A 24847-nucleotide genomic window follows, 5' to 3' on the forward strand; every position below is an offset into this window, starting at 1 on the left:
ATGGTTAGTCAGATTCCAGAGCCAGATTGATTTTTTCCACCAGCTCTTCAATCTTTACAGGCTTGACCAGATAGCACTCTGCTTCGGCCGCTCCCGCATTGTAATCATCTTCCGAGCCATGCCCGGAAAGAAAAATATATTTCATACCCGGCCGGATGCTTTCCAACTCGACTCGCAGTTCCAGCCCACTCATGCGCGGCATTTTGACATCAAGAACCGCGAGGTCGTACTCATTATCCTTAACCTTGTCTATTGCTTCCGCTCCGGAGCAAACCCATTCAGCATCGAATCCACGAAAGGAAAGTCTTTCCGCAAGAGCTGACACCAGCTCTGATTCATCATCTACCAATAAAATCTTCATACTAATGACTCTCCCCATTCATATCGGGAACCTTGGGCAGCGAAAAGCTGAACTCTGTACCTTTCCCCAGCTCACTCTGTACGCGCATTTCCCCTCCAAGGTCCTGCACCAGCCCATAAGTAATGGACAATCCGAGTCCTGTTCCGCCAGCCTGTTTCTTGGTTGAATAAAACGGCTCAAAAATTCTTTTGAGATCCGAAGCGGGAATCCCGCAGCCGTTATCCTTTACCGAAAAATGTATCTGCCCTTTTTCACAAAGACTGACTTTAACGTGCAATGCTCCGCCATCCTTCATGGCCTGAAAAGCGTTGTTGATCAGGTTCAGCAGGACCTGCTCCAGCTTACCTCGGTCAGTCACAACTTCATAAATATTTTCATCTACGTCGACATTGATATCAATGCAGCGATACTCGGCTTCCTTATTCAAAAAGCTCAATACGGTATCAATCACCTTACGCGGATAAACCGGCCTGAATTCCATATCAGTCTGACGAGAAAAACCGAGCAGTCTTTTGGTGATACGCCCGCAACGCTCCACAGAATTCAACACTGAATCCACCAGCCCCAGCAAACGGTCATCCGCTTCGTAAGCCTTGCTGAAGGTGAAGAGATCTTTGAGCAACCCGGCTTTCTCATTAATAATAGCCAAAGGGTTGTTGATCTCATGGGCAACCCCGGCAGCGAGCCGACCGATGGAAGCCATTCGGTTATGGTGCTCCATCTGCTGCAAAGCTTTGGAGCGGGTCATATCCGCAATGTATATCCGTTCTACAAGATAAGATGCAACGGCCCACATTACCATGATAACTACTGCAACACTGATAATGGTAAACCAGATCACGGTGTCGCGGGAACTCTGCCAGCCGCCCATGAACTCGGCCTCAGTCTTCACATAAAGCAGGACGAAAGGCGTGTTCTCAAGATAAGCATAGCCGAGCATGGTCGGATCACCTTTGCGATAGGAAATTTCTTTAACTTTGGTACGGAAAGACTGCTCCGGAAGTTCAAAGCCGACTTTGGAAAAAATCTTGCCGTTCCATTTTGAAGGCGTCTGGAGCACACCCTCGCGGTTGACCAGAAAGACATCCTCTCCTTCTGAAAGATCAAGGGAAGACAGGATTCCGTTGAATTGCTTGGTATCAAGTGTAGCCCGCAAAATTTTGAAGCGGTCCTTCTTAACATCAATCATATGTTTGACGGCGATAACAAGGTGCGGACTATCGCGAAAACCAAGGAACACCTCACTTACGTAAATACCCTGCTCAACAGTCTGCTTGAACCAGTCCTGCCCGGCATACTCACGGCCTTCAAGCTTGTACGGTCCCACATAGGAAACCTGCTTGCCTTCCTTGTTGATTACCCCTAAATCCACAAACCCGCCAAAGCTGTTTTTCAGCGACTCCAGCATACGGGCCAATTTTTCGCGATCATCGAAGGAGCGAAAATCGTGCATTCCAACCAGCAGTTGCAAAGCTGATTTCCGCTCCTCCAGAAAGAAGGATACCGACCGGCGGGTATTGGACGTTGTCCTTGCCGCGTCGAGGGTATTCTCGGATTTGATCGCACCCCGGGTGACACTGAAGTCGATGGAGGCCATAATCAGGATTGGAACAAGAGAAACCGCAACTAAAAGTCCCATACAAAACTGCCAGATCCGCTTGTAGTCAAACAGCTGCTTGTAAGGTCCTGCGGTTTTAGTATCCGCGTCCCAGAATTCCGGCTTGAATATTCCTTTTATGTTCATGGCCAGCCCCGGAGAATTTATCGGTTAAGAGTTACGCGCCTTAGCGTAAGCATCTTTGAGAGTCTTGCTGAGTACATCAATATCGACAGGCTTGTTCAGGTAAGCGAACGCGCCGAGATCCATACAGGTCTTGCGGTCATCATCAGAACCATGACCGGTGAGGATGATCACTTCGATGCTCGGACGGTCGGATTTAACCCGGCGCAGAACCTCGATACCGTCGATGCCGGGCATCTTCAGGTCAAGAATCATTACTTCAGGCTCATCTTCCTGAACCACATCAAGAGCAGATTCACCGTCATAAACCACTGCGGAACCGAGATCGCGAAGCAGGAGACGTTCGGAAAGGGTCTTTACGAATTCGCGCTCATCGTCGACCAAAAGTACACGGGAAGGCAGTTCAAAATCCATGCGGCGATAAATGTCAGCCTCATAGAAGTCCTTGCCGAAAGTGACATCAACGCTCTTAACGCCTTCGAGCGGTTCAGCGATTTCACGCAGATCCTTTTCAAGACGCTCAACCATGAGCACTTTCTTATTGATGGAAAGGGTTACCTTACCGGCTTTCGCTTTAACGGAAACGTTGTGCCCCTTGCTTACCAGCTCAGTTTCAACATTAGCGGCCAGAAGGAAATCCTGCACAGCCAGCTTTGAGGCTTCTGTAACTTCAACAGCAGCATTGTTCAACTGTTCCTTGATCAGAGCAACGGATTCGTCAGCACCGGTTTTGTCAGCGGGGATAACCATGTCGTAAAGGGAAGAAGACCAAGGATCATTGCTTCCGTTTATTTCACGAACCCAAACGGTACGTTCTTCATCACTCTGCTGAATTTCTTTTTCAGCTTCTTCTTCGGAAATCCCGGACTCGTTGCGTGCGGTCTCCATTCTCTTCTTCAGGTCATCAATGATGCAGACCTTGAGAACATGACTGATTTCCTGAGAAAGCAGCTGGGTAACCATACCCGAGACAAGCAGCGCCTGACCTTCGGCCAATTTCTTAGCCAGAGCGAGGCGAAGCCAGGCAACGGAACGTTCTTTTTCGTGGCTGAATTTATTGAAGATGGAAGTCTTGGGAGAAAAAGCCTTGGCAATAGCCTTTTCACTCATTCCACCGAGAGCAGCGGCATCGGATATGAGATCGCTGTCAGTAACCAGCTTGAAATCAATATCATCGATCAAGCGTTTTACAATTGCATCAGCCTGACAGAACAGACCGCTGAAGATAAATAGATCAGACATTAACAACCTCCACTAAGCGTTACCGCTGACACGGCAGTAAGTTGTGAGCGGGCAATCAGACTCGGAACCGTCCTGATGGGCCTTAGCGTGAGTCTTGCAGAGAGCGTCCTCAGTATCGGCATAAACATGATCTCTTCCGATTTTTTCAAGCAGGTGGGTGCGTTCAAGCACTGCCATAACCGCTTCATTCACTCCGGAAAGAGAAATGTCACGTCCACCGCTTCGAACAGTATCGACAATCAGGGAAAGTGCTTCCTCGCCGGATGCGTCAATGTCGTTGATACCGCTACAAACCAGAATGATGTGTTTCAGGTTAGGCATATCCATAATACGGTCAGTGATCTGGTCTTCAAGGAAACTTGCGTTTGCGAAGAACAGAGGACCGTCAAAACGGACAACCGCGATGTGATCGCATTCGCGCAGGCCATGAATGCTGGCATCACGAAGAACCTCATCTTCACCTTTCGAGAGGGCTGCAACACGGGGACGCATGCTCTTGTAGAGAAACACGCCCAGTGAAAGTGCCACACCGATCATAATACCCTTATCAAGGTGCGGTGCAAAGGCCAGAGTTGCAATAAATGAGATAATTGAGATAGCTCCGTCATATTTCTGGGCCTTCCATGCATGGATAAAACCGGAAGCGTTAATCAACCCGATAACAGCCATCATGATAACAGCCGCCAGAACAGCCTGCGGCAGATGATAAAGCAGCGGAGTGAAGAACAGCAGGGTAACAGCCACAATGGCGGAGGTAAATACGCTGGAAAGTCCGCTCACAGCCCCGGCCTGCAGGTTAACAGCAGAACGTGAGAATGATCCGGAAGCGGGGTATGCAGAACCGCAAGCACCAAGCATGTTTGCAAGACCCTGACCAATAAGTTCCTGGTTGGGGTCAAGTCTCTGTCCGGTCTTTGCAGCCATTGCTTTTGCAATGGAAATAGCTTCCATGAAACCAAGCAGCGAAATGATGATTGCAAAGGGGAAGAGCTTGAGTATGACCTTAAAGTTCAGCTCGGGAACAGCAATCGCAGGGAAACCGGAAGGGATGGTTCCTACAACAGCACCACCACCCATCATCTTCAGGGAAGTAGTATCAAGAACCTTGTTTCCGACTTTCAGACGCCAGATACGGCCATCGGTAATTACACCTGCAGGAGCATTGCCCTGAGCATAGAAAGCCATAGTTCCGTCTGCCTGCTCAACGCCGTCGAGGAGGGTGTGACGCAGTTCAGCGCGGAGCTCATGGGATTTATGTTTGAGCAGTTTAACCTGATAGTTGACAACTGCAATATCATGCTCGGCATCGTAAAATCCGATCTGATTCTTCTCTGCCTTGGCTTTGTCTTCAAGGGCTGCGATCTCAGTACGCTGCAGTGCCAGATCTTCGATACCGGTAACAGATTTGTTGAAGTCGGTGATCAGAGTCTGAACTTCAGCATCCTGAATTGCAGAAATATCAACCTTTGTATCGTGGTTAAAACCGGTTGCCCATGAAAGCAGGGTGGTAATTACAACCGCGCAAAGAACGTTTGGAATCTTTGGGTTAACCCGTTTTAGCCCGACCATGATGGCAAAGGCCAGAACCCCCATACCCAATGTTGGTAGATGGGTATAATGGATTGCGCCTTTGATAACCCTCATGATGGTTTCAAAATGTAGCTCAGCTTTGTCTACGTAGACACCGAACATTTTTGAAAGCTGGGAAGACGCGATGATGATGGCTGCTGCGTTGGTAAAACCGTTAACAACCGGGTGAGACAGGAAGTTAACGACCAGACCGAGACGCAGAACACCAAGCAGGAACTGGAAGAGACCTACCAGCAGTGCCAGCAGCAATGCATAGGCAATGTAGCCCTCGCTACCAGCTGTTGCCAACGGTTCAAGCGAAGCTGCGGTCATCAGGGATACAACAGCAACGGGACCGGTAGCCAGCTGACGGCTGGAGCCGAACAGGGCAGCTACCATGGGAGGAAGCAGAGAGGCGTAAAGACCGTAGTAAGCAGGCATGCCCGCCAGCTGCGCATACGCCATGGACTGGGGAATAAGTACCAGTGCAACAGTCAGACCGGAAATGATGTCCGCTCTGAAAGCCGCTCCGCTGTACTTTTTGAACCAGCCCAGAAAAGGAAAAATTCTAGTAAGCATGAGATAAACACCCCTAGTTAGGTTTCAACATCCTGCGGATTGACTCAATCAACTCGTTGAATAAAGCCCCCGCGTCGTAGAGATTAAAATTTTTGAATCTCACTAAACCATCTACCATCGTAAAAATGATGAGTGCGCTCTTCCGGGGATTGACCTCGCCGATGGAACCATCTTCCAACCCCTTCTGGATCGTCTGTTCAAAAAGAATGACCAGACAGTTATAGATAGCCACGAGGTGTTCCCGGAATTCAGGTCGGCTTTCGGCGAACTGATACAGGAAATGTCGGTGCAGAAGAAGAAACTGGTATTCCATACGTCCGGCCAGAAGAAGGTAAAACGCAACCACCTCTTCCATCTCTTCAATACCTGTTGCCTGTTCATGGTTTTCCATGTGGGCTTCGAACTCCTCCAGAATACGATCCTTGGTTGCCTCAAGGATGGTTAACAGAAGGTGTTCCTTGTTCTTGAAGTGATAAAAGATTGTACCTTCCGCCGCTCCGGTCATTTTGGATAATTCCTGCATGGAAGTATCGGCAAATCCTTTATTGGCGAAAAGGATGGTGGCAGCCTCCAGTATTGCCGCCTTCTTTTTGGACATCTTGGTCATTTGTTCTCCTCTTTCAAAAAACCGACTGAGCACTCAGTCGGAATAAAAAATAATCTGAATCTAGGTTCAATGTCAACCCGTCCATTTTTTCACAAACGAGCTACATTTTATCACCTAAATTACTGTTTTACATAACTTTAAACATTAAAACTCAGCCAAATCAGCCATGATATTTTTTTCACATAACTCAAATTTCTTCTTATAACTGAGTTAGCACTCGGTTTTTATTGGCAAATTATTTTCATTTTATCAAGAAAAACTGAGCGTGCACTACAAAAAAAATGCATTTTTCCTTAAAAAAACAAAAAACCCTGACCTGCACAAGCAGATCAGGGCTTCTAAATCTATTCGAACTGAAGCAGTCTTAATTAAAACCTTTCAGCACTCCGGAAAGCACGTTGAGATATTCAGATAGCATCTCAGCAGTGATATCTGCCATGTGGCCGACACGAAAAATAGGGGATTCTCCCTGCCCGGCCAGCTCCTTGTTGATCTTTCCGTAACCGGGATCGAAGAGATAGCCATGTCCGCGCATAAGCTCCTTCACTTCCTTAAGCTTGTCGATAGTCATATGAGAAGGCGTTTTGTAAGTAGTCAGGCTGGGAGAGCGATATCCTTCCTGCACGAAAAGCTCATAACCATCCATTGTCCCAGCCCATGCATGCGCGATGGAACGCATATCTTCGTGACGCTTGAAGCGGCCCTCTACAGTCTCATCATTAACTATATAGTCGAGCTGCACACACATCTGGTTGGCAAGAGTACCGTTAGGTGTGGTCAAGGTCTGGCAGATCTTCGCCTTGCCTACCTGCGCTATGATGTCAGTAGTGTAACCACGGTTGGCGACAGACTCAGCCTTTTGCAACGCCTCTTCACTGACAAAACCGATCCCGAAACCTGCAGGCAATCCGAGAGACTTCTGGGTCGAGGTGCAATACATGAGCGGCTTACATTCATTTATATGTGTAGGCGCGCCTCCAAATATGGAGACAGCATCAATGATCGGTTCGGCTCCGTGGGCACGAATCATTTCGCAAACCGCAACCACATCGTTGATCACCCCGGTAGAAGTTTCATTATGGGTAAATGTAACAAGGTTAGGCTTATGTTCCTTGAGAGCATCTTCCAATCTTTCCAGATTGATAGCACTGCCGTACGGAAACTTCAGCTGCACTGCGTTTTTACCGTTAAGCACAGCAAGATTATGGTAAAGATCACCGAATGCACCGACTGAAACATTGAGCACCTTATCGGAATCCGCAACCAATGAACGGATTGAGGCTTCAAGTACATTTGTTCCGGAGCCGTTGAAGATCACCGGAGTGTATCCTTCGGGACTACCGGCAATAGTATTGAGATTACGCATTATGGGTTCAAAGCGCTTGGGATTTTCCGCATCGCGATGACCAAATTCGGGAAGAAGCCCGGCTTTACGCACTTCCTCACGCAGAAGAATGGGGCCGGTTATAAAAAGTTGGAGTTCTGCAAAATCGTCACCGATCATTTTTAAACCCTCACTGTTTCAAAATAATTAATTTTTGAGATTTATATTACGAATATCGAAATGAAGTCAAAGAATCACTAAAATGCGAGAATTATGGAGGCAGAAATAATCATTCAGTTTTCCCGTTTCTGTCAAGCATTAACAGTACACAGCCCTTTACAATCGGCCCCGCCGCCATTATATGTGTGGAAGTCCAACACATTCTTATAAGATTCTCGCTCACCGAAGCAGACTACGAATTCCAACGGACAATCAGAAACTGCTTTGCGTTTCTTAATCCTCTGTTTTCCAGAATACATACAATTAATTCAGAGAATTAAAAGAAAAACATAAAAGATTTAGGTTTAAATAATTTATAATTTCGCAAAATAGTTGCTTGATTTTAACCACAGTGGTCACTATATTCCCTTTTTTCTTCACAGGACGGTGTCCTGCCTGCCTGTAAAACAAAAACAATTCACGGTAAGTTATTATGCCTCAGTTAGGTCCCCATATTTCCATTCCCGCCGAAGCACTGCTGCAAAGAGTGCTTGGCCTTGATCCCTTTGAATTTAAAGGCTGGCCCGAAGACGTGCGTACCCTTGCGGAAAGCATTGCGGCTGAGCTTTTTCTGGTTCGCTATAACCCGTTCATTGATCCTGAACTGGTCCGTAAATCCGTATCCCGCACCCTGACCCTTGCCCGCCCGACCCTGTCCGGCGAATACCCACAGCGCTTAACCCGTGCAGTGGAAAACTTCTGGCTCAAACAGGATGCAGATAAGGAATTCAAAGACCGTTTCGTTGAAAAGATGAAAGAGATCCTGCCCGAACACTGTATCGGTCTCGATCCCCACACTGTTGTGCAATCCGCAACCGACGCAACTGACCTGCGTATTGAACTGCCCATAGCAGTGCTCTTCCCGGAAGACACCGAGCAGGTGCGGGCCATAGTGCGCCTTGCCAACGAAATGCAGTTCGGCCTGATCCCACGTGGTGGTGGGACCGGTGCAACCGGTGGTGCCATCCCGGCGCTTGACCGTACAGCAGTCCTTTCCCTTGCCCGCTTCAAAAAAATTCTGAGCGTTGATACAGGGGCCATGACCCTCTGCGCACAGGCCGGGGTAATCACCCTTGACGCAATCAAAGCTGCGGACAAAGAAGGGGTTCTTTTCACAGTAGACCCGGCATCCAAGGCCGGTTCCTCCCTCGGCGGTAACATTTCCGAGAACTCCGGCGGACCTTTCGCCTTTGAATATGGCTGTACCATCGACAACATCATCAGCTACAAGATGGTCATGCCCAAGGGTGAACTTATTGAAGTGCGCCGCAAGGGACATCCCGGCCACAAAATTTTCGCCAACGAAGACGCAACATTTGAAATATTCGATGCCAAAGACAGGCTGATCGACACCATCGACCTTACCGCTGAAGAAATCCGCACAACCGGACTCGGCAAGGACGTGACCAACAAGTACCTCGGCGGACTGCCCGGCGTACAGAAAGAAGGTGTTGACGGCATCATCACTGAATGCTGCTTTGCTCTCTATCCCAAGCCGAGCAAAACCCGTGTACTCTGCCTTGAATTCTTCGGCCGCTCCATGCGTAACGCCATGCTGGTCATCAAAGATGTTGTTGCCCTGCGCGACACCATCCGCGAAGAAGGAGATCTGGTAAAAATCTCTGCACTTGAAGAATTCGGACCCAAATACGTACAGGCAATCAAATACGTTAAGAAGTCTGATAAATACGAAGGCGACCCCATTTCAGTCCTCATCCTGCAGCTTGATTCTGATGATGAAGCCGCACTGCAGAGTGCGGTGGACACTATCCTGTCCATTGCGCAGCCTTATGACGGTGTGGACATCTTTGCTGCACGCGATGAAAAAGAAGCGGAGCTGTTCTGGGAAGACCGCCACAAACTTTCCGCAATCGCAAAACGTACCTCAGGTTTTAAGGTTAACGAAGATATCGTTATCCCCCTTGAAGTCATCCCGGATTTCTCCGATTTCCTTGAAGACCTCAACCTGATCTACCTTGCCAAGATCTATCGCAAATCACTGCTTAACGTTAAGGAATTGCCCGGATTTCCCATTGAGGAACCAAAGGTCGAGATGGCCCTTGAGCGGACCACCAACATCCTCAAAGGCAAAATCACCGGCAAGGATATGAGTGATCAGGAACTTGAAAGTCAGGTTTACTACCTCTTTCAGGAACTGCGCGACGAATTCCCCAAGCTGGATTCCAATATCAACAGCATTCTCAAAAAGCTCAAGGAACAGCGCATCATCATCGCCAACCACATGCACGCTGGTGACGGTAACTGCCACGTGAACATCCCGGTCAACTCCAACGACCCGGAAATGCTCCACAGTGCCCATGAAGCGGTTGATGATGTTTTTAAAAAAGTACTCGAGCTCAAAGGTGAAGTTTCCGGTGAACACGGAATCGGCATCACCAAGATCGATTATCTTTCCGAAGAGAAAATCGAAGCCATCAAAATATACAAGCTGAAAGTAGATCCGCTGAATATTCTCAACCCCGGTAAGCTGACCCGCAGAAACCTTCCGTCTCCGGCATACACATTCTCGTTCAACAGGCTCATCAACGACCTGAACAAGACTGCCATTAAAGATAAGGAACACCTGATGGAACTGCTCCAGAACATCCAGACCTGTACCCGTTGCGGTAAATGCAAGCAGGTCTGCCCCATGTTCTACCCGCAGGAAGGACTCATGTACCACCCGCGCAACAAAAACATTGCGCTCGGTGCACTCATTGAGGCCATCTACTACTCTCAGGTACAGCGAGGAGAGCCATCTCCGGAACTCATGACCAGACTGAGAAAAATCATGGAGCACTGCACCGCTTGCGGCCGCTGCACCTCTGTCTGCCCCATCAAGATTGATTCTGCCGGAGCGGCACTGCAAATCCGTTCGTTCCTCGAATACAAAGGAACCGGTGGTCATCCCATAAAGAATGCCGTGCTCGGTTTCGTAGCCAAGGACCCGCAAAGCAGACTCCCCAAGACCGCCAAATTCCTGTCCCTGTCCGCTGGGCTGCAAGCCAAGGCCGTGGGGCTCATTCCCGGTCACTGGCGCAGACGCATGGAATCCCCAATGCTGCACAGCAAAACACCGACCATGGATTTCCGTAACCTTTCCGAGTCCATCAATCTCGACAAAGGTTCCATGTTCCTGCAGAACACCCCCGCGCCGGACAGTGTTTACTACTTCCCTGGCTGCGGTGCGTCACTGTTCTCCAAGGACATCGGCATGGCTACCCTTTACCTGCTGCTGAAATCCGGCGTTAACGTTGTCATGCCTGCCAAGCACCTCTGCTGCGGCTACCCGCTGCTGGCCAGCGGTTGCGTTGAGGCATACAACACCAACCGCCACCGCAACATCAGCGACATCCAGTACCGCATCGCCAAGGCTTCCATCGCAGGCATGAAGGTTTCCACCCTGATTACCGCCTGCGGAACCTGCCGCGAATCCCTCGAATCCTACGAGTTCAGGGAACTGGGCTACGAACTCAAACGCAGTGATGCCATGCAGTACCTGTTGAACAATCCGGGCAACCTCAATTTAGCCAACGTCAATCCGGCACAGGAAGTGATTTACCACGCGTCCTGCCACACCGAATGGACCGAAGTGAAAAAGAACAAGGCACCGGAAATGTACCGCAAAGCAATTGCAGATACACTCAACACCGAAGTGACACTCTCTCCCGGTTGCTGCGGTGAATCCGGACTCGGTTCCATCACCAGCCCCGAGATCTACAACAAGCTGCGCGACCGCAAAGGTGGACAGCTCAAGGACGATCTGCAGGGACGCAGTAAGGAAACCCCGGTTATTGTCGGCTGCCCATCATGTAAGGTCGGCATTAAGCGCAACATGCAGAACCTCAAAAAGCAGAACCGTGTACTCCACACAGTTGAGTATATGGCAGAACTCATCGGCGGACCCAAGTGGCGCAAAGATTTCAAGAAAGAACTTGAACGTGCTACCCGTCAGGATGAACTGGTATTGATCTAAAAAGACATAAGACTCACAAAACATGCCTCCGGCAGCCCTTCTGGGACCTTGCCGGGGGCATTTTAATGCGCTATGCGCTTTTAATATAATATTTTCCCTCCCGGGGCTTACCCCTTCGGGGCGGTGCTTTGAAGCACCGGGCAAATCCGCTTTCCTGCGGATTTGTGTAAAAAGGGTTTAAGAATCCCAAAAACTTTTATTATGCTTCGCCGTCTTTTTATTTGAAGACGTATTGATGTGCTATTTGCGAAGCATAACTAAAAACGTCTTTGAAAGAGAGGGGATGGGGGCCGGAGGCACTTCTAACATGAAAGCATTAGGTATTGATTTTGGGACAAAGCGTGTGGGCTTGGCGATAACTGACCCGGACAAGGTTTTTGCCTTTCCGTACAAGGTTATGGAACGCACTACCCGCGATGCGATGTTCTCGAAATTGCTGGAAATTATAGAGAATGAAAAGATCGGTGATATTGTCATCGGCCTTCCCCTTTCTCTGGATGGCGAAGACACTCTGACCACCCGGCAGGTGCGCAATTTTGCAGCATCGTTGGAAAGAAGGGTTGACTTACCGATTCATCTTGTCGATGAAAGACTCAGCTCTATCGCAGCTGAAGACGAACTCAAGGAGGCCGGACTTTGGGACCGGAAAAGAAAGAAAAACCTGGACAGCCAGGCAGCAAAAATAATTCTGGAAACGTGGCTCGCCCGAGCATAGTTCTGCGCTATGTTATGCCCACCATTGCTTTCGGGTGCATGGCACTCATGCTGGTGGCGGGTTGGTTTTTGTATCGGAACTGGACCTTTCTCAATGTTCCGCCGGAACTGGAAGGGCGTGAAATCCTTTTCAGCGTTGAACCGGGCCAGCCTTTGTGGACTGTCTCTGGCAACCTTGCGAAAGCAGGACTGATCACAGATGCCAAACAATTCCGTGAATACGCACAGGCTCAGGGTCAAGCTTCGAAAGTCCGTGCCGGGGAATTCAGCCTCTGGTCAAACATGACCGCTCCGCAGGTGCTCGATACCCTGACCACATCCTCCGGCATCCTGCACAAATTTTCCGTGCGCGAAGGCCTTACATGGTGGGCAACAGCTGATAGAGCAGAAAAATCCGGACTGACCGATTATGCTGAATTCAAAAAAGCAGTCTCCGATCCCGCACTGCTTACAGAATATAAAATCCCGGCCAAAAGTGCTGAGGGTTATCTTTTCCCGGAAACGTACCTGCTGACACGCCCAAAAAACGAAACCGGAAAAGTCATGGTCACAACCATGCTTAAAGAGTTCCAAAAGGCCGCAAACGAAGCATGGAACGGCACACTGCCTTCCCCTGCGGAAATTCACATAAAAGTGATCCTTGCATCTCTGGTTGAAAAAGAAACGGGGGATGTGAGGGAACGACGCACAATTGCCGGAGTCTTCGCAAACCGCTTAGCGAGAGGCTACCTGCTGCAATGCGATCCAACCATAATCTATGGTCTGGGCGAAACCTTCGACGGCAACCTGCGTAAGAAGCATTTAAACGACAATTCCAACCCCTACAATACCTACCAGCATCGGGGTCTGCCCCCCGGACCAATCTGCTCACCGGGCCTCGACTCGCTCAAAGCGGCTATCAACCCCGAAAAGCATTCATATCTCTACTTCGTAGCTAAAGGGGACGGCTCTCACTACTTCAGCAAATCCCTGAAAGAGCACAATGCGGCAGTAAAGAAGTATCAGCTGCGTAGGGACAAGAAGACCTACAGATCATACAATTAAAGCAAATTATATCACAGAATAAAAAAGGCGGACCCGAATCAACGATTCAGGTCCGCCTTTCTAGTTCTTAATAAAAAAATCTAAGCTATCGCAAGCCCTATTAAAAAATTATGGAAGAGTCCAGAGCCACCGGAGGCATCTTTCTACAAACTCTCCCGCGCTTCTGCTTCCGTCTCATAAACAGACGCCATCTGCGTTATGCCCATTGAATTCAGCACAGAAAGAAAATTTTCAGAAAGTCCGGCAATGTGCACCCCACACCCGCGGGTGCGAGCTCTTTCCACCAGCTTGAACAATGAATCCATGGCCGCGCCGTTAATGGAAGATTTCTCCTGAAATACAAGCAGAAAATTACCCCTGGCAGTGGCGAGAGCCTCATCAAAAACATCAAACAGCAACCCTTCTGACATGGAAGTCAGATTACCGGTTACGTTGATCACCGCCAGATCATCTTCAAGAGTCAACCGAATATCTTTTTGTCTGCTGCGGGCAAATTCTATCCTGTCCTGCGAAAGTTTCAGGGCCTTTTCAAGCTCTTCACGCTTAACGGGCTTGTTGAGAAAATCTGTGGCGTCGAGATTAAGAGCTTTGATGGCAAGATCCATATCCCCGTGTCCGGTTATTACAATCACCTCGGAATCAGGCGACATGGACTTGATTTTACCCAGCACCTGCAAACCGTCCATACCGGGCATTTTTATGTCAGTCATGACCAAATCGGGCTTTTCCGTATCAAACAGACTGATCCCGGCCTCTCCATTTTCAGCAGTCAGTACCTCATGACCATATGCCGTCAGCAGCATCTTGAACATGTTCAAGGTCGCTTTTTCATCATCAATTACAAGAATTTTGCTCACGCCCAACCCCGATTATCCTAATATATTTAAAATTAATTTCCTTCCACAGCAGCAGGAAAAGAAATTATGAAAGAAGTCCCCTTTCCGGGTTCACTTTCAATATCAATGCTGCCTTTGTAGTCTCTTACTATGCCATAGGTAATGGCAAGGCCCAAACCCATTCCATATCCTACCTCTTTGGTACTGAAAAAAGGCTCAAAAATCTTATTACGCACTTCTTCGGTAATACCTGCTCCGGTATCGGAAACCCGGGCGCAAACCAGACCGTCAGCTTCATAGGTAGCTATATTAATGTAATCTTCACTATCTTTCCCAAGATTATCACGCTTCTCGGATATGGCATCGCGAGCATTATTCACCAGATTGAAGAACACCTGCTGCAAACGGTTATCTTCGGCAACAACCGAGGACAACCCTTCCCCAAGATCAAGACGGATGAAAATATTCTGCAACTCGAACTGCTTGGTCACCAACCGGAGCACTCCGTTAACAGGCGCATTAATATCAACCTTGTCAGTCTTGAAGCCTGACTTACGACCAAATGCGCGCAAAGCACTGATGATCTCAGCAGCACGGTCCACCTGATTGCTGACTTCCTTGGCGACCTCTTCAAGCTGTGAAGCCGGAACATCCCGACCCTGCTCTGCCATTAAAGCAAGATACTCACTCCCCATCTTAATTGCATTAAGCGGCTGATTGACCTCATGGGCCACACCGGCTGACATTTCACCAAGAGATTTCATCTTGGCTGCCTGCACCAGCTGGGCATCCTTCTCAATGATCTCAGTGACATCGTTAACCGCCACAATCATGGAAGGCTGGCTTTTGTAAGTGATCGGACAAACGTGCATGTTTACATAAACAGGACTACCGCCCTTACGGTAGTGAATAATTTTCGGGTAGTAAACACATCCTGAAGGTCCGCCATACTCTTCAAAAGCCTTGATGCATTCCTCATTGGATTCCGGTCCGAGACTCAGAAACAGCTCCCCAATCAATTCTTCACGGGAATAGCCGTAAAGCTCAGTAACACGCGGGTTGGCATCAATGATTGTAAAATCGTTACAAGAAACAACGAGAACAGGGTCAGGTCCACTATCGAAAAGTGATTTGTACTTCTCTTCGGACTCACGCAACCTGCGGCGGTAAAGCTTGATTGACCAGACCATGTTGCGGAAACTATCCGCCAATTGAACAACCTCATCACCTTCGCGTTTGTAATAAAAATGACAGTCCCGGCACTGCTGCACGTTAGCCTGTCCTTCAATTCCCCGATTGTCACCATAAGTTAGCAGATCAAAATGCCAGCAGGGAAAATCTGTATTGTAATAAGCCGGACAACTGGATGCATTCCAATCCGTTCCGCCGGTCAGCAGGTCCAGACTGAAATCAAAATTACCCCGCGAAAGCTCATCCGAAACACGGGTCAAAGTACTGACCGGCTGGGTAATATACTTCGCCAAGCGATGGCTTATCACAAAGATGATGATAACTACGAAAGAGATAAAACCCAGAAATGTGAATCGCAATGTCGAGACCAGCTGGTCAATATGAATTTTGTTCAGGCCAACATGAACCGTACCGATGCGGTACAAACCTTCTTTGATTGGAACTGCGATGTCGTAAGCGGAAGTCCGCCCCAGATCTATACGCCGGACTGATTTATCCTCACCTTCCGAAGTAGGGTTGGCTAGATCAAGACCTTTAGGAAAGGGTTTCGTAAAGGTGTGACATAAAACCTCTCCGTCTTTTCCAAGAATATAGATGTAGGTGATCAGGTGCTGTCTTTCACGCAGTTTTGCTTCTTCAAAAGCAAGGCTCAGCAGCCGGGGATAATCTTTATCCAGAATGAACCCGGCTCCACGTTCAGCAATGGAATAGGCGATGGCAACACCACGCAGCTCCAACTCTTTTGTCAGCGACGAAACAAGAATCCAGCGTGCCAACAACGCGATTATGGCACTGATAATCAGGATTACCCCGAGGGTTGAAAAAAAGATTTTATTCTTGAGAGTCAGCCCGGAAAAACGGTCCACAAGTTCCTGCATCGAAAAAAGACTCATTACAAAGTCCCCTTAATTAACTCTGACCAGTCCCGAATCAACTCGAATCGGCCGTTCTTGAAACGGGTGAAATAAACTTTTTCCATACCCTGATGGTCCACGTCACCGTAAGAGACGGTGATTCCCGGTGCTATTTCAAATTTATTCAGACTCTCAATGGCTTCGATAAAGCCTTCCCGGCTGAGTTCTCGACCGCTGCGACGCAGACCTTCTACAAGTATGCGGGCGTTAAAAAAACCTTCAAGGCCAACGAGGTTCGGGGTATCCTGAGGGTAATACTGCTTAAGCAGGCTGATATAGCTGGCGGCTTCGGAACTGGAGAGATCGAGGTCATCAGCAAATGGCGGAACCACCTGTGACATAATGACCAGTTCCTGATCGGACTTGAGATTACGTGCAAACTCGCGCGCGCCCATGAACGAGACCGTGTAGTAGGCAGGGTTGAGTCCTTCCTTGCGCAACAGATTCATGAACTTGATACACGGCCCGCTGGTTCCGATCATAAAAACCGCTTCCGCACCGCAATCTTTAATCCGCTCCACTCCCTCGCTTACATCAAGGGAACCACGGGTGTAAGATCCCCTTGCCACCGGCTCAAGATCATAATCCTTGAGAGCCAGCTCGGTCCCGGTCAATCCGTCAAAACCGAAGGCATCATACTGATAGAAGACAGCAATCTTGGTGATACCAAGATCTTCCACCATATGCCGTACAGCCTCCCTGGTTTCCTGATAGTACGAAGGACGGATATTTATTACGTAGCGATTAAAAGGCTTGCGCAGGGCATCAGCCCCGGTGAACATCCCCAGCAGGGGAATGCGTGCATCCTCCACCAATGGAAGGACCTCAACAGTAGTCGGGGTCCCCACGTAGCAAAACAACGCGAAGATTTGATCTTCGATTATAAGCTTTTGGGTATTGATCAAGCATTTTGGCGGATCATAAGAATCATCATAAGCAACAACTTCTACGCTACGTCCGTGAATGCCGCCTTTGGCATTAACGTGCTTCAGGTAGGCAAGTGCCCCGTGCAAGGTCTGGATACCCAGATAACTGGCATGCCCGTCAAGGGCCAGAGAAGCACCAAGCACCACTTTATCAGGATAAATTCCGGCATGATCGTTCTCTTCAACCTCAATGGAAACTGTGCGCTCGCATGCAATGAGCAGCAGAAACAAAAGCAGTAGTATCTTTTTCATATGCTAAATTTCATGTTCAGGATGAGCCAGACTCATGGCCATAACCGCCTGCCCTTTAAACAAAGAACTACGCTTGCGCGGCGGAATCTTCAAGCTGCGTAGAAATTGAAAACTGAGCCGGGTCATTCCCGACCCGAATCCTTTGGATGCCCTTACCTCGGCATATATCAGATGCGGCTGAAAAGTTCTGGTTTTCGGCTGATAGATAAGCATACACAGGATGACCTTATCATTACGCGAAATAGTACTGCCGGCCTTTCGCACCATGGCCGTGAGTGCAATACCCCCTTTCGAGATATCAAGTACCTGCTCCGCTGACGGGTTGGGTGTTTTAAATTTTCGGTTATCAATCAGAACTTCCGGCTCAACCTTATCCAAAATCAGATCAATGTCATAATCATCGGACTCCAGACGCCAGATTTTAATTTTAATATACCGCTGATCAGCAACTTTACGGCGAGCAAAAACCCTGCGTTTAATAAAACCGAAAGAAGAACGCCGGGTGATGACCATCCCCTTATTGTCGGACTTACTGGCTATCTGCCCTATAAAAGCATTTACCTTTTTCTCCCCCCACAACATTTCGGTAAAAATACATTTAACCTGCTCACCGGGAGCAAGCAGTTCTCCACTGACAAGATCTTCGAAGGTAAAAACAATGTTATGACCTTCTATCCCGGAAGCGTTGACAACAGCAGCAAGAGAACGCTGTCCGGAACGCTCGACCAGCACATCGACCGGCAACTTGCTCATTACAAGTTTATTCAGGATATCCGTATCACTGGACACCTTCCACGGACCGCTGTCAGACGAAACATTACGGGCAATACGGCGGTTGCCCTTGCGTTTATCATTGTCGGACTCTTCTTCATGGGCAAAATAAACACCTAAAGGAGTCTTCTTCAGCAACTCATATAAAAAATCTTTAAAACCGAACTTTCGCAGCCAATAGATTGCCAGTAGTATCAAAAGCGCAGCTGAAAGAACCATGAAAAAGATCTTCACTTCTCCCGGCATAGGAGGCAGGCCGTGAAAAGTGTCCTGAATTGTTCCCAGGAATCTGGTATCTACTTTGGACTGTATCATACTATAAACATCTATTACGGAAATTTAAAAAAACGTGCCCGTATATCACCTGAAAGTGTCACTCAAATATATTATTTAGGGCAAAAGATAATCATTACATCAAGTAAGTATTTCCTTACCCTTGAGTACAGTATACACTACATTTCCACAAAACGAATTAATTTTTATTTTCCTGAGCCTACCCCTTGCCGAGTTTGAATACAATATGTAAATATGGTCACAATTTGGCAATAGATAGGGAGGAACCATGGCCGGAAAAATTCTAGTTGTGGACGATGAAGTCCACATCAGGATGCTTCTAGAACAAACGCTGGAAGAACTCGAAGACGATTACGGCGTAGAACTGCTGACAGCCGAAAACGGTGAAGAAGGATTAGACAGCATCCGCGAAGAACGGCCGGAGCTGGTTTTTCTGGATATCATGATGCCATATATGAACGGTTATGAAGTTTGTCAGGCTGTGCGGGAAGATGCCAATCTCTCAGGGGTTAACATCATACTGCTGACCGCCAAAGGACAGGAAGCAGACCGTAAGCACGGACTCGAACTGGGCGCCGAACGGTACATGACCAAACCTTTCGACCCAGATGAAATTCTCGAGGTAGCCAAATCAATTCTGAACATTGAGGACTGATGAGACTCCCATGAATGCAGGACTGAACCCGGAAATACGCCTTAAAAGAATCCTCAAGCCCAAAAAGCTGAAATCTTTCTTGCAAAAGGCACTGCCATTGCTACCGGAAGGATCAGTTCTCTGTGTTTATATTGACGGGAGCCCAATCTTTTGCGCCGAACCTATCCAACATTCTTTTGAAGAAACAATCTTCAGCCCCCTTAAAACACCGTCCGGTGATAATCTCAGCTTAGGGGTATTTATATCCAACCGGGACGAGCTTCTGGAACCGGAACTGACCCACATCAAATCAGTTCTGGAATTCACCGCTTTTTCCCTCTCAAATTACATTGAATCTGAAACCGCACGAAGGCAGATCGGTGAAGAGACCCTCTCGAAATACCGGGAACTGGCCCTTCTACACCGTTCAATTGTTGAATTGAACAATTCGCTGCGGCTGAAAGATGTAATCACTGCCCTGACCACAGAATGTAAAACGTCCGCCCTTCCGGCGGAGATGGGTGCTGTATACCTGCCGGAAGAAGAGGGTTTCACCATCTTCGACAGCTTCGGTGGATTCTCCAACGAAGAACTGGAAAATATCGTCGAATGTACACTTTTTAAAGACATCATCGCCAGCCTTCGTGGAGAGATAATAAATGATGTCAGCAAAGATAAACGCTGCCACGACAAACTTTCCAGCAACATCCGCTCCATGCTGATCATGCCCATCCCCTCACCCAACGTATGCGAGGGAGTGCTGATTTTAACCTCTCCGGCAAAGAATGCTTTTAATGCAGCACACCTGAAACATGTAGGCACTCTTTCATCTGTGGCCGGTATTTCCATCAGCAATGCATACAACTTCGAATCTATCAGGGTTCTCATGGACGCCTTGCTGAAAGCTCTGGCCGAAGCGATTGACGCCCGGGACCCCTTTACCGCCGGTCATTCTGAACGTGTCGCCCATCTCGCTGTAGCCTTTGCGCGGCAGATTTCACAAGACAATAATAAATTTCAGCATATTACCTTTACAGATGAACAGTTGCGGGAAGTTTTCTATTCCGGAATCCTGCACGACATCGGCAAAATCGGTATTAAAGAAGAAGTACTGACCAAGAAAACCCGGCTGCCGAAATCCATGGTCGATGTTATCGGCATGCGCCTGAAACTCTTCGGCATACACCACATGCATCAATGGGAAGAAGATTACAAACGCATCAAACAGATAAATAATTCCCTAAGCCCTGCACAGGAAGATCTGGACTTTGTCGACTACATGAGTTGCGTGAAGTTCAAAGTCAACGGATCAACCATCCACATGCTCCAGCCAGAAGAAAGGAAAAGCCTGACCGTACGCCGGGGCAATCTGACTGCTGAAGAACGCATGGAAATCGAAAGACACCCTGCGGAAAGCAAACGGATTCTTGAGCACATCCCATTTCAGGATGATCTGGCACAGCTGCTGACCATTATCGGCCAGCACCATGAAAGACTGGACGGTTCCGGTTACCCTGAAGGACTTTCAGGAAACGCCATCCTCATTCAGAGCAGGATACTGGCTATCGCAGACATATTCGATGCCGTAACTCAGGAAAGGCACTACAAGCCCGCAACTCCCAAAGAACGGGCCTTGAAAATACTTTCACTTGAAGCCGGGGAAGGCAAACTGGATCGCGATCTGGTAGATTTCTTTATTAAATATATTTCTGACATTGAAGCCGGGGCGGAATGTATTGACCTTGACCGCCCGGTATCCTCGAGGTTTTGTAAAATACCTCATGGAAATTTGAACTGATTCTTATCCCCGGAACATTTGTTCCGGGTGTTTTTTTGTCTGCAACCAGCCCGATCCAGCAGAACAAACGGGATGCGAGGATCAGAAGGCTGAAAACCTCTGGGATTCCCGGTATGTACAAAGTCTTGTCCTCTCTTGTTATCTCCCTGCTCACATTGACGCTATTTTACGCCCCCGCAGTGGCTGATGGTTCAAAACCATTCCTGCTCGGCATGTCTGCAGCCTTCACCGGACCCAGCAAAGGACTGGGAATTGAACTTTACCGCGGTTCAAAAGCATACTTTGATCAGATCAACACTCAGGGCGGAGTCAACGGACGCAAGATCATCATCAAATTCATGGATGATGGCTACAACCCGGAGCCGGCTATCCGCAATACCATCAAGCTTGTTGAAAAAGAAAAAGTGGACTGTCTCTTCAATTATGTAGGAACACCGACAGTAACCCGCGTTCTTCCAGTAATTAAACATTTCAATTCTCAAGAACCCGAGTTCCTGTTCTTTCCCTTCACCGGAGCACAGCCCCAACGAGAATTCCCTTACGAAGACTATGTATTCAACCTGCGCGCTTCCTACCGTCAGGAAACATGGGGATTAGTCCATAATCTCTATATGGTAGGCCGCACCCGTATCGCCGTTTTTTATCAGGCAGACGCTTATGGCCGAAGCGGTTGGGATGGAATTCGCAAGGCTTTGACTGAAAAAGATTTATCCATTGTTTCAGAGGCAACTTACCGCAGAGGGGCTTCTTTCAATCAATCTATGAAAGAACAGGTGCAAATTCTTAAGCGTGGCAAACCGGACGCAATTATCGCTGTCGGGGCTTACGAGGCATGTGCGGCATTTATCCGTGACGCCCGTGATGCCGGTGTTGAAATTCCGATTTGCAACCTTTCCTTTGTGGGCAGTGAAAACATGCTCGACCTGCTGGACAAACTGGAAAAAGAAACAGGCAAGAATTACACCTCTGAACTGATTAACTCCCAGACTGTACCCAGTTATGAAGACACCAGTCTTCCCGCAGTACGTGAATACCGTGAAGCCATGTCCAGCAACCCTCCGCCGCCGGAAGGATTCGGGAAAGGCTACCAGCCCCTGAAATACAGCTTTATCAGTTTTGAAGGCTACCTGAATGCCAAGGTCATGGCCCGCATTCTTGAACGGGTTACCCAGCCCCAGTACCAGCACAATATATATGCGGCCACACTGTCCATCCGTAATCTCGATATCGGCATTGGAACCGATGTAAACTTCGGGCGCGGTAAACATCAGGGACTTGATGAAGTCTATTATTCTAAAGTTTCGGACGGAAAATTTGTTCCGTTAAACGACTGGAAGAGGTGGAGCAAATGAAAGTAAAAATGAGAATGTCAAAAATCTTCCAGAAGACCCTGCTCCTGAACTTCATTCTGTTCGGGGTTATCTCTACATCCATGTCACTGATCTCGGCGCTGACTCTGCATGACCACATGGTAAACGAATACATCAGCAAGGGAAAAGCCATTGCCAGCAGTATTGCCAGTTCCAGTGTAGAGATCCTGCTCAACAGGGACGCCTCGACCATCCAATCCATGATTGACCAGTTCAAGGACAGTGACGGTGCTGCCTATGTTTATGTTCAGGATTCCAATGGAGATATCATTTCCCATACCTTCGTTCCCGAGGTGCCGGAAATTCTAGGCGGAACAAGCATCCACCCCAAAACCATATCCATCCGCGAAATGGAAGTTCCGGGTGTCGGTGACATTATCGATATTACCAAGCCCATCCTCGCCGGGATGGCCGGTTACGTCCATGTTGGCATGGATAAGGGCATAATCAATAAATACGTATGGGCCGCCATAGCAAAACTGCAGGTGGTCATGTTTTTCATATTCTGGGGCAGTGTTTTCATCCTGTACATGATGGTCAAACGAATATCCGAACCGCTGAACCAACTCACTGAATACGCCAAAAAGCTCTCTGCTCATGACTTTACAGGCGATATTGAAATTACCTCCAAAGATGAAATAGGTCTGCTGGCCGGAACCATGAAGAATATGGCCGACGAACTGACTACGCTTATCTCCGGCCTCGAGCGGGCGGTTAACAATGCCACCAGCGAATTACAGGACACCCTGACCTACATGGAAGTCATCATGGACAACCTTGCGGACGGCCTGCTGGTTGTAGATATCAATGGTAAAATTTCCGTAACAAACCCCGCGCTGGGTGATTTGTTCGGTATTACCGAGGATGAGATTAGAGGCAGGGAAATTAATGCATACTTCCCTGAAGAAATGAACACACTTTTCCAGCTGGTCAAAGGCAGTGACCACGAAGTCTTTTCAGCAGAGATACAGCTAAAAGGCCGCCGGACAGGTAAAGCCGTGGCGACCCCTATTCATAAAATGAACGATGAAGACAAGCTGAATGTCTGCCTAGGGGCGGTAATCCTTGTTCGGGATATTACTTATGAAAAAGAAGTGGACAACCTGAAGACCGACTTTATTTCCACTGTCTCGCATGAACTGCGGACCCCTATGACGTCTATTCTTGGATTTGCAAAAATAATTAAGAAAAAACTGGAAAAATCAGTATTCCCCTCCTGCGACGCACCAGACCCAAAAACCCAGAAAGCGATAAGACAGGTACAGGACAATATAGGAATTATTGTTTCCGAAGGACAACGGCTGACCGAACTTATCAACGACGTGCTTGATATTGCCAAAATGGAATCCGGCAAAATTGACTGGAAAAAAGTCCCCATTGAAATTGCTGAAGTGATTGAAACCTCAGTCCAGACAACTACCCCGCTCTGGAAAACTCGGGAACTGGATATGATTGTTGAGGTGGATGACAGTATTCCTACCATGTACGGAGACAGGGATAGAGTAATGCAGGTTCTGGTCAACCTGATTTCCAACGCTGTGAAGTTCACCGATTCCGGCTCCATCACCTGCACCGCACGCTCACACAATGATGAAATCATGGTCAGCGTTAGTGACACCGGTAGCGGTATTTCACCTGAAGACCAGAAAAAAATATTCGAACGATTCAAACAGGCCGGGGACACTTTGACCGGAAAACCCAAAGGAACCGGATTGGGTCTGCCGATCTGCAAACAGATTGTCGAACACCACAAAGGCCGTATCTGGGTCGATAGTAAATTGAGTGAAGGAAGCTCTTTTCACTTCACTATGGCACTCGATACGCCGGATGAAGTTATTCCTGTTGCCGTCCCGATAACCAAAACACCCAACCGGGAAACACGCCCTGGAAATACGAATAGCCCTCTGATCATGGTTGCTGATGACGATCCTGCTTTGAACGAGTTCCTTTCACAGGTACTGGAAGAAGAAGGCTATCGGATCATCACTGTTACGAACGGTCAGGAAGCAGTTGAAACGGCAAAAACACGGATGCCACAGCTGATCACCATGGACTTGAAGATGCCGGTTATGGACGGCGCACAGGCTATTACCGTACTGCGTCAGGACCCGTCAACGCGGCATATCCCGGTAATCGTAATCAGTGCGCTTGCTGAAGGACAGCAGGCTGGCGGAGACGCCGCCCTCATCAAACCTATCGATGAGAAAAGATTGGTCGAAACTATCCACGGTCTGCTGCAGGAAGATCTGATGATGACCGATCCCTGCATGGTACTGGGCAAGGAAAGTGATTCCCAGGCAGAAAACCTGCTGGTAATCTGCCCCGGCAAAATCAATTACTGCCCGCCTTCAGATCTCTGGAGCCGTGTGTCTTCTGGGTTTAAAGGCACAATATTCATCACCGCAGAACTGAGCACCAGTCTCGATTTAGATCGCCTCTCACAAACACCTGACGTACAGATTGTTATTTTACCTGAAAACTGATA

The 24847-nt window shown here is 48.2% G+C and carries 17 protein-coding genes; 7 read left to right on the forward strand and 10 right to left on the reverse strand.

The features are described 5' to 3' along the window. Window positions 1-4 precede the first annotated feature (4 nt). The 6 genes from ACNI29_RS01850 to ACNI29_RS01875 all read right to left on the reverse strand — a co-directional run bounded on the left by ACNI29_RS01850 (window position 5) and on the right by ACNI29_RS01875 (window position 7603). On the reverse strand, window positions 5-361 hold the full coding sequence (locus ACNI29_RS01850) for a response regulator (protein WP_419780485.1): 357 nt from the start codon (window positions 359-361) through the stop codon (window positions 5-7). A 1-nt stretch (window position 362) separates the two neighbouring features. Next, on the reverse strand, window positions 363-2105 hold the full coding sequence (locus ACNI29_RS01855; RefSeq protein WP_419780486.1) for a sensor histidine kinase: 1743 nt from the start codon (window positions 2103-2105) through the stop codon (window positions 363-365). A 24-nt stretch (window positions 2106-2129) separates the two neighbouring features. Then, window positions 2130-3344: a response regulator gene (locus ACNI29_RS01860; protein WP_419780488.1), complete on the reverse strand. Its 1215-nt coding sequence runs from the start codon at window positions 3342-3344 to the stop codon at window positions 2130-2132. A 12-nt stretch (window positions 3345-3356) separates the two neighbouring features. Further along, window positions 3357-5492 carry a SulP family inorganic anion transporter gene (locus ACNI29_RS01865; protein WP_419780489.1) on the reverse strand — a complete coding sequence of 712 codons (2136 nt, stop codon included), beginning with the start codon at window positions 5490-5492 and terminating at the stop codon, window positions 3357-3359. Between the two features lie 13 nt (window positions 5493-5505). Next, window positions 5506-6099, reverse strand: coding sequence for a TetR/AcrR family transcriptional regulator (locus ACNI29_RS01870; protein WP_419780490.1), 594 nt, complete (start codon window positions 6097-6099; stop codon window positions 5506-5508). Window positions 6100-6463: 364 nt separating this feature from the next. Beyond that, the gene (locus ACNI29_RS01875; RefSeq protein WP_419780491.1) at window positions 6464-7603 is read right to left on the reverse strand and encodes a pyridoxal-phosphate-dependent aminotransferase family protein; all 1140 of its coding nucleotides are present in this window, start codon (window positions 7601-7603) and stop codon (window positions 6464-6466) included. A 472-nt stretch (window positions 7604-8075) separates the two neighbouring features. Between ACNI29_RS01875 and ACNI29_RS01880 the strand changes: the two genes are divergently transcribed. From ACNI29_RS01880 to mltG, 3 genes are all read left to right on the forward strand, one after another. Next, the gene (locus tag ACNI29_RS01880; protein ID WP_419780492.1) at window positions 8076-11618 is read left to right on the forward strand and encodes an FAD-binding and (Fe-S)-binding domain-containing protein; all 3543 of its coding nucleotides are present in this window, start codon (window positions 8076-8078) and stop codon (window positions 11616-11618) included. Between the two features lie 307 nt (window positions 11619-11925). Continuing rightward, window positions 11926-12333 (forward strand): Holliday junction resolvase RuvX, encoded by a 408-nt coding sequence (gene ruvX / locus ACNI29_RS01885; protein WP_419780493.1) that lies wholly within the window; start codon window positions 11926-11928, stop codon window positions 12331-12333. Window positions 12334-12347: 14 nt separating this feature from the next. Further along, the gene (gene mltG, locus ACNI29_RS01890; protein ID WP_419780494.1) at window positions 12348-13376 is read left to right on the forward strand and encodes an endolytic transglycosylase MltG; all 1029 of its coding nucleotides are present in this window, start codon (window positions 12348-12350) and stop codon (window positions 13374-13376) included. A 143-nt stretch (window positions 13377-13519) separates the two neighbouring features. Here the strand turns inward: mltG and ACNI29_RS01895 are convergent, their stop codons facing one another. From ACNI29_RS01895 to ACNI29_RS01910, 4 genes are read right to left on the reverse strand one after another with little or no spacing between them, the layout of a single operon-like run. Next, window positions 13520-14233 carry a response regulator gene (locus ACNI29_RS01895; protein WP_419780495.1) on the reverse strand — a complete coding sequence of 238 codons (714 nt, stop codon included), beginning with the start codon at window positions 14231-14233 and terminating at the stop codon, window positions 13520-13522. A 32-nt stretch (window positions 14234-14265) separates the two neighbouring features. Further along, entirely contained in the window at window positions 14266-16296 is a 2031-nt protein-coding gene (locus ACNI29_RS01900; protein ID WP_419780496.1) for an ATP-binding protein, read from the reverse strand. Next, window positions 16296-17495 (reverse strand): ABC transporter substrate-binding protein, encoded by a 1200-nt coding sequence (locus tag ACNI29_RS01905; protein WP_419780497.1) that lies wholly within the window; start codon window positions 17493-17495, stop codon window positions 16296-16298. Before ACNI29_RS01905 ends, ACNI29_RS01900 begins: the two co-directional genes overlap by 1 nt. A gap of 3 nt (window positions 17496-17498) precedes the next feature. Beyond that, window positions 17499-18581 carry a hypothetical protein gene (locus tag ACNI29_RS01910; RefSeq protein ID WP_419780498.1) on the reverse strand — a complete coding sequence of 361 codons (1083 nt, stop codon included), beginning with the start codon at window positions 18579-18581 and terminating at the stop codon, window positions 17499-17501. Between the two features lie 247 nt (window positions 18582-18828). Here ACNI29_RS01910 and ACNI29_RS01915 point away from each other — a divergent pair, with 247 nt between their 5' ends. The 4 genes from ACNI29_RS01915 to ACNI29_RS01930 are packed head-to-tail and all read left to right on the forward strand — an operon-like array spanning window position 18829 to window position 24845. Further along, on the forward strand, window positions 18829-19215 hold the full coding sequence (locus ACNI29_RS01915; RefSeq protein ID WP_419780499.1) for a response regulator transcription factor: 387 nt from the start codon (window positions 18829-18831) through the stop codon (window positions 19213-19215). Window positions 19216-19225: 10 nt separating this feature from the next. Next, window positions 19226-20992 (forward strand): HD-GYP domain-containing protein, encoded by a 1767-nt coding sequence (locus tag ACNI29_RS01920; protein WP_419780500.1) that lies wholly within the window; start codon window positions 19226-19228, stop codon window positions 20990-20992. 35 nt (window positions 20993-21027) lie between these two features. Then, window positions 21028-22344: an ABC transporter substrate-binding protein gene (locus ACNI29_RS01925; protein ID WP_419780501.1), complete on the forward strand. Its 1317-nt coding sequence runs from the start codon at window positions 21028-21030 to the stop codon at window positions 22342-22344. Continuing rightward, a complete protein-coding gene (locus ACNI29_RS01930; RefSeq protein WP_419780502.1) occupies window positions 22341-24845 on the forward strand; it encodes an ATP-binding protein in 2505 nt (834 codons plus the stop codon). Before ACNI29_RS01925 ends, ACNI29_RS01930 begins: the two co-directional genes overlap by 4 nt. Window positions 24846-24847 lie beyond the last annotated feature (2 nt).

Origin of the sequence: Maridesulfovibrio spiralis (SeqCode), assembly GCF_048571135.1 — a bacterium.
Lineage (GTDB): Bacteria > Desulfobacterota > Desulfovibrionia > Desulfovibrionales > Desulfovibrionaceae > Maridesulfovibrio > Maridesulfovibrio spiralis.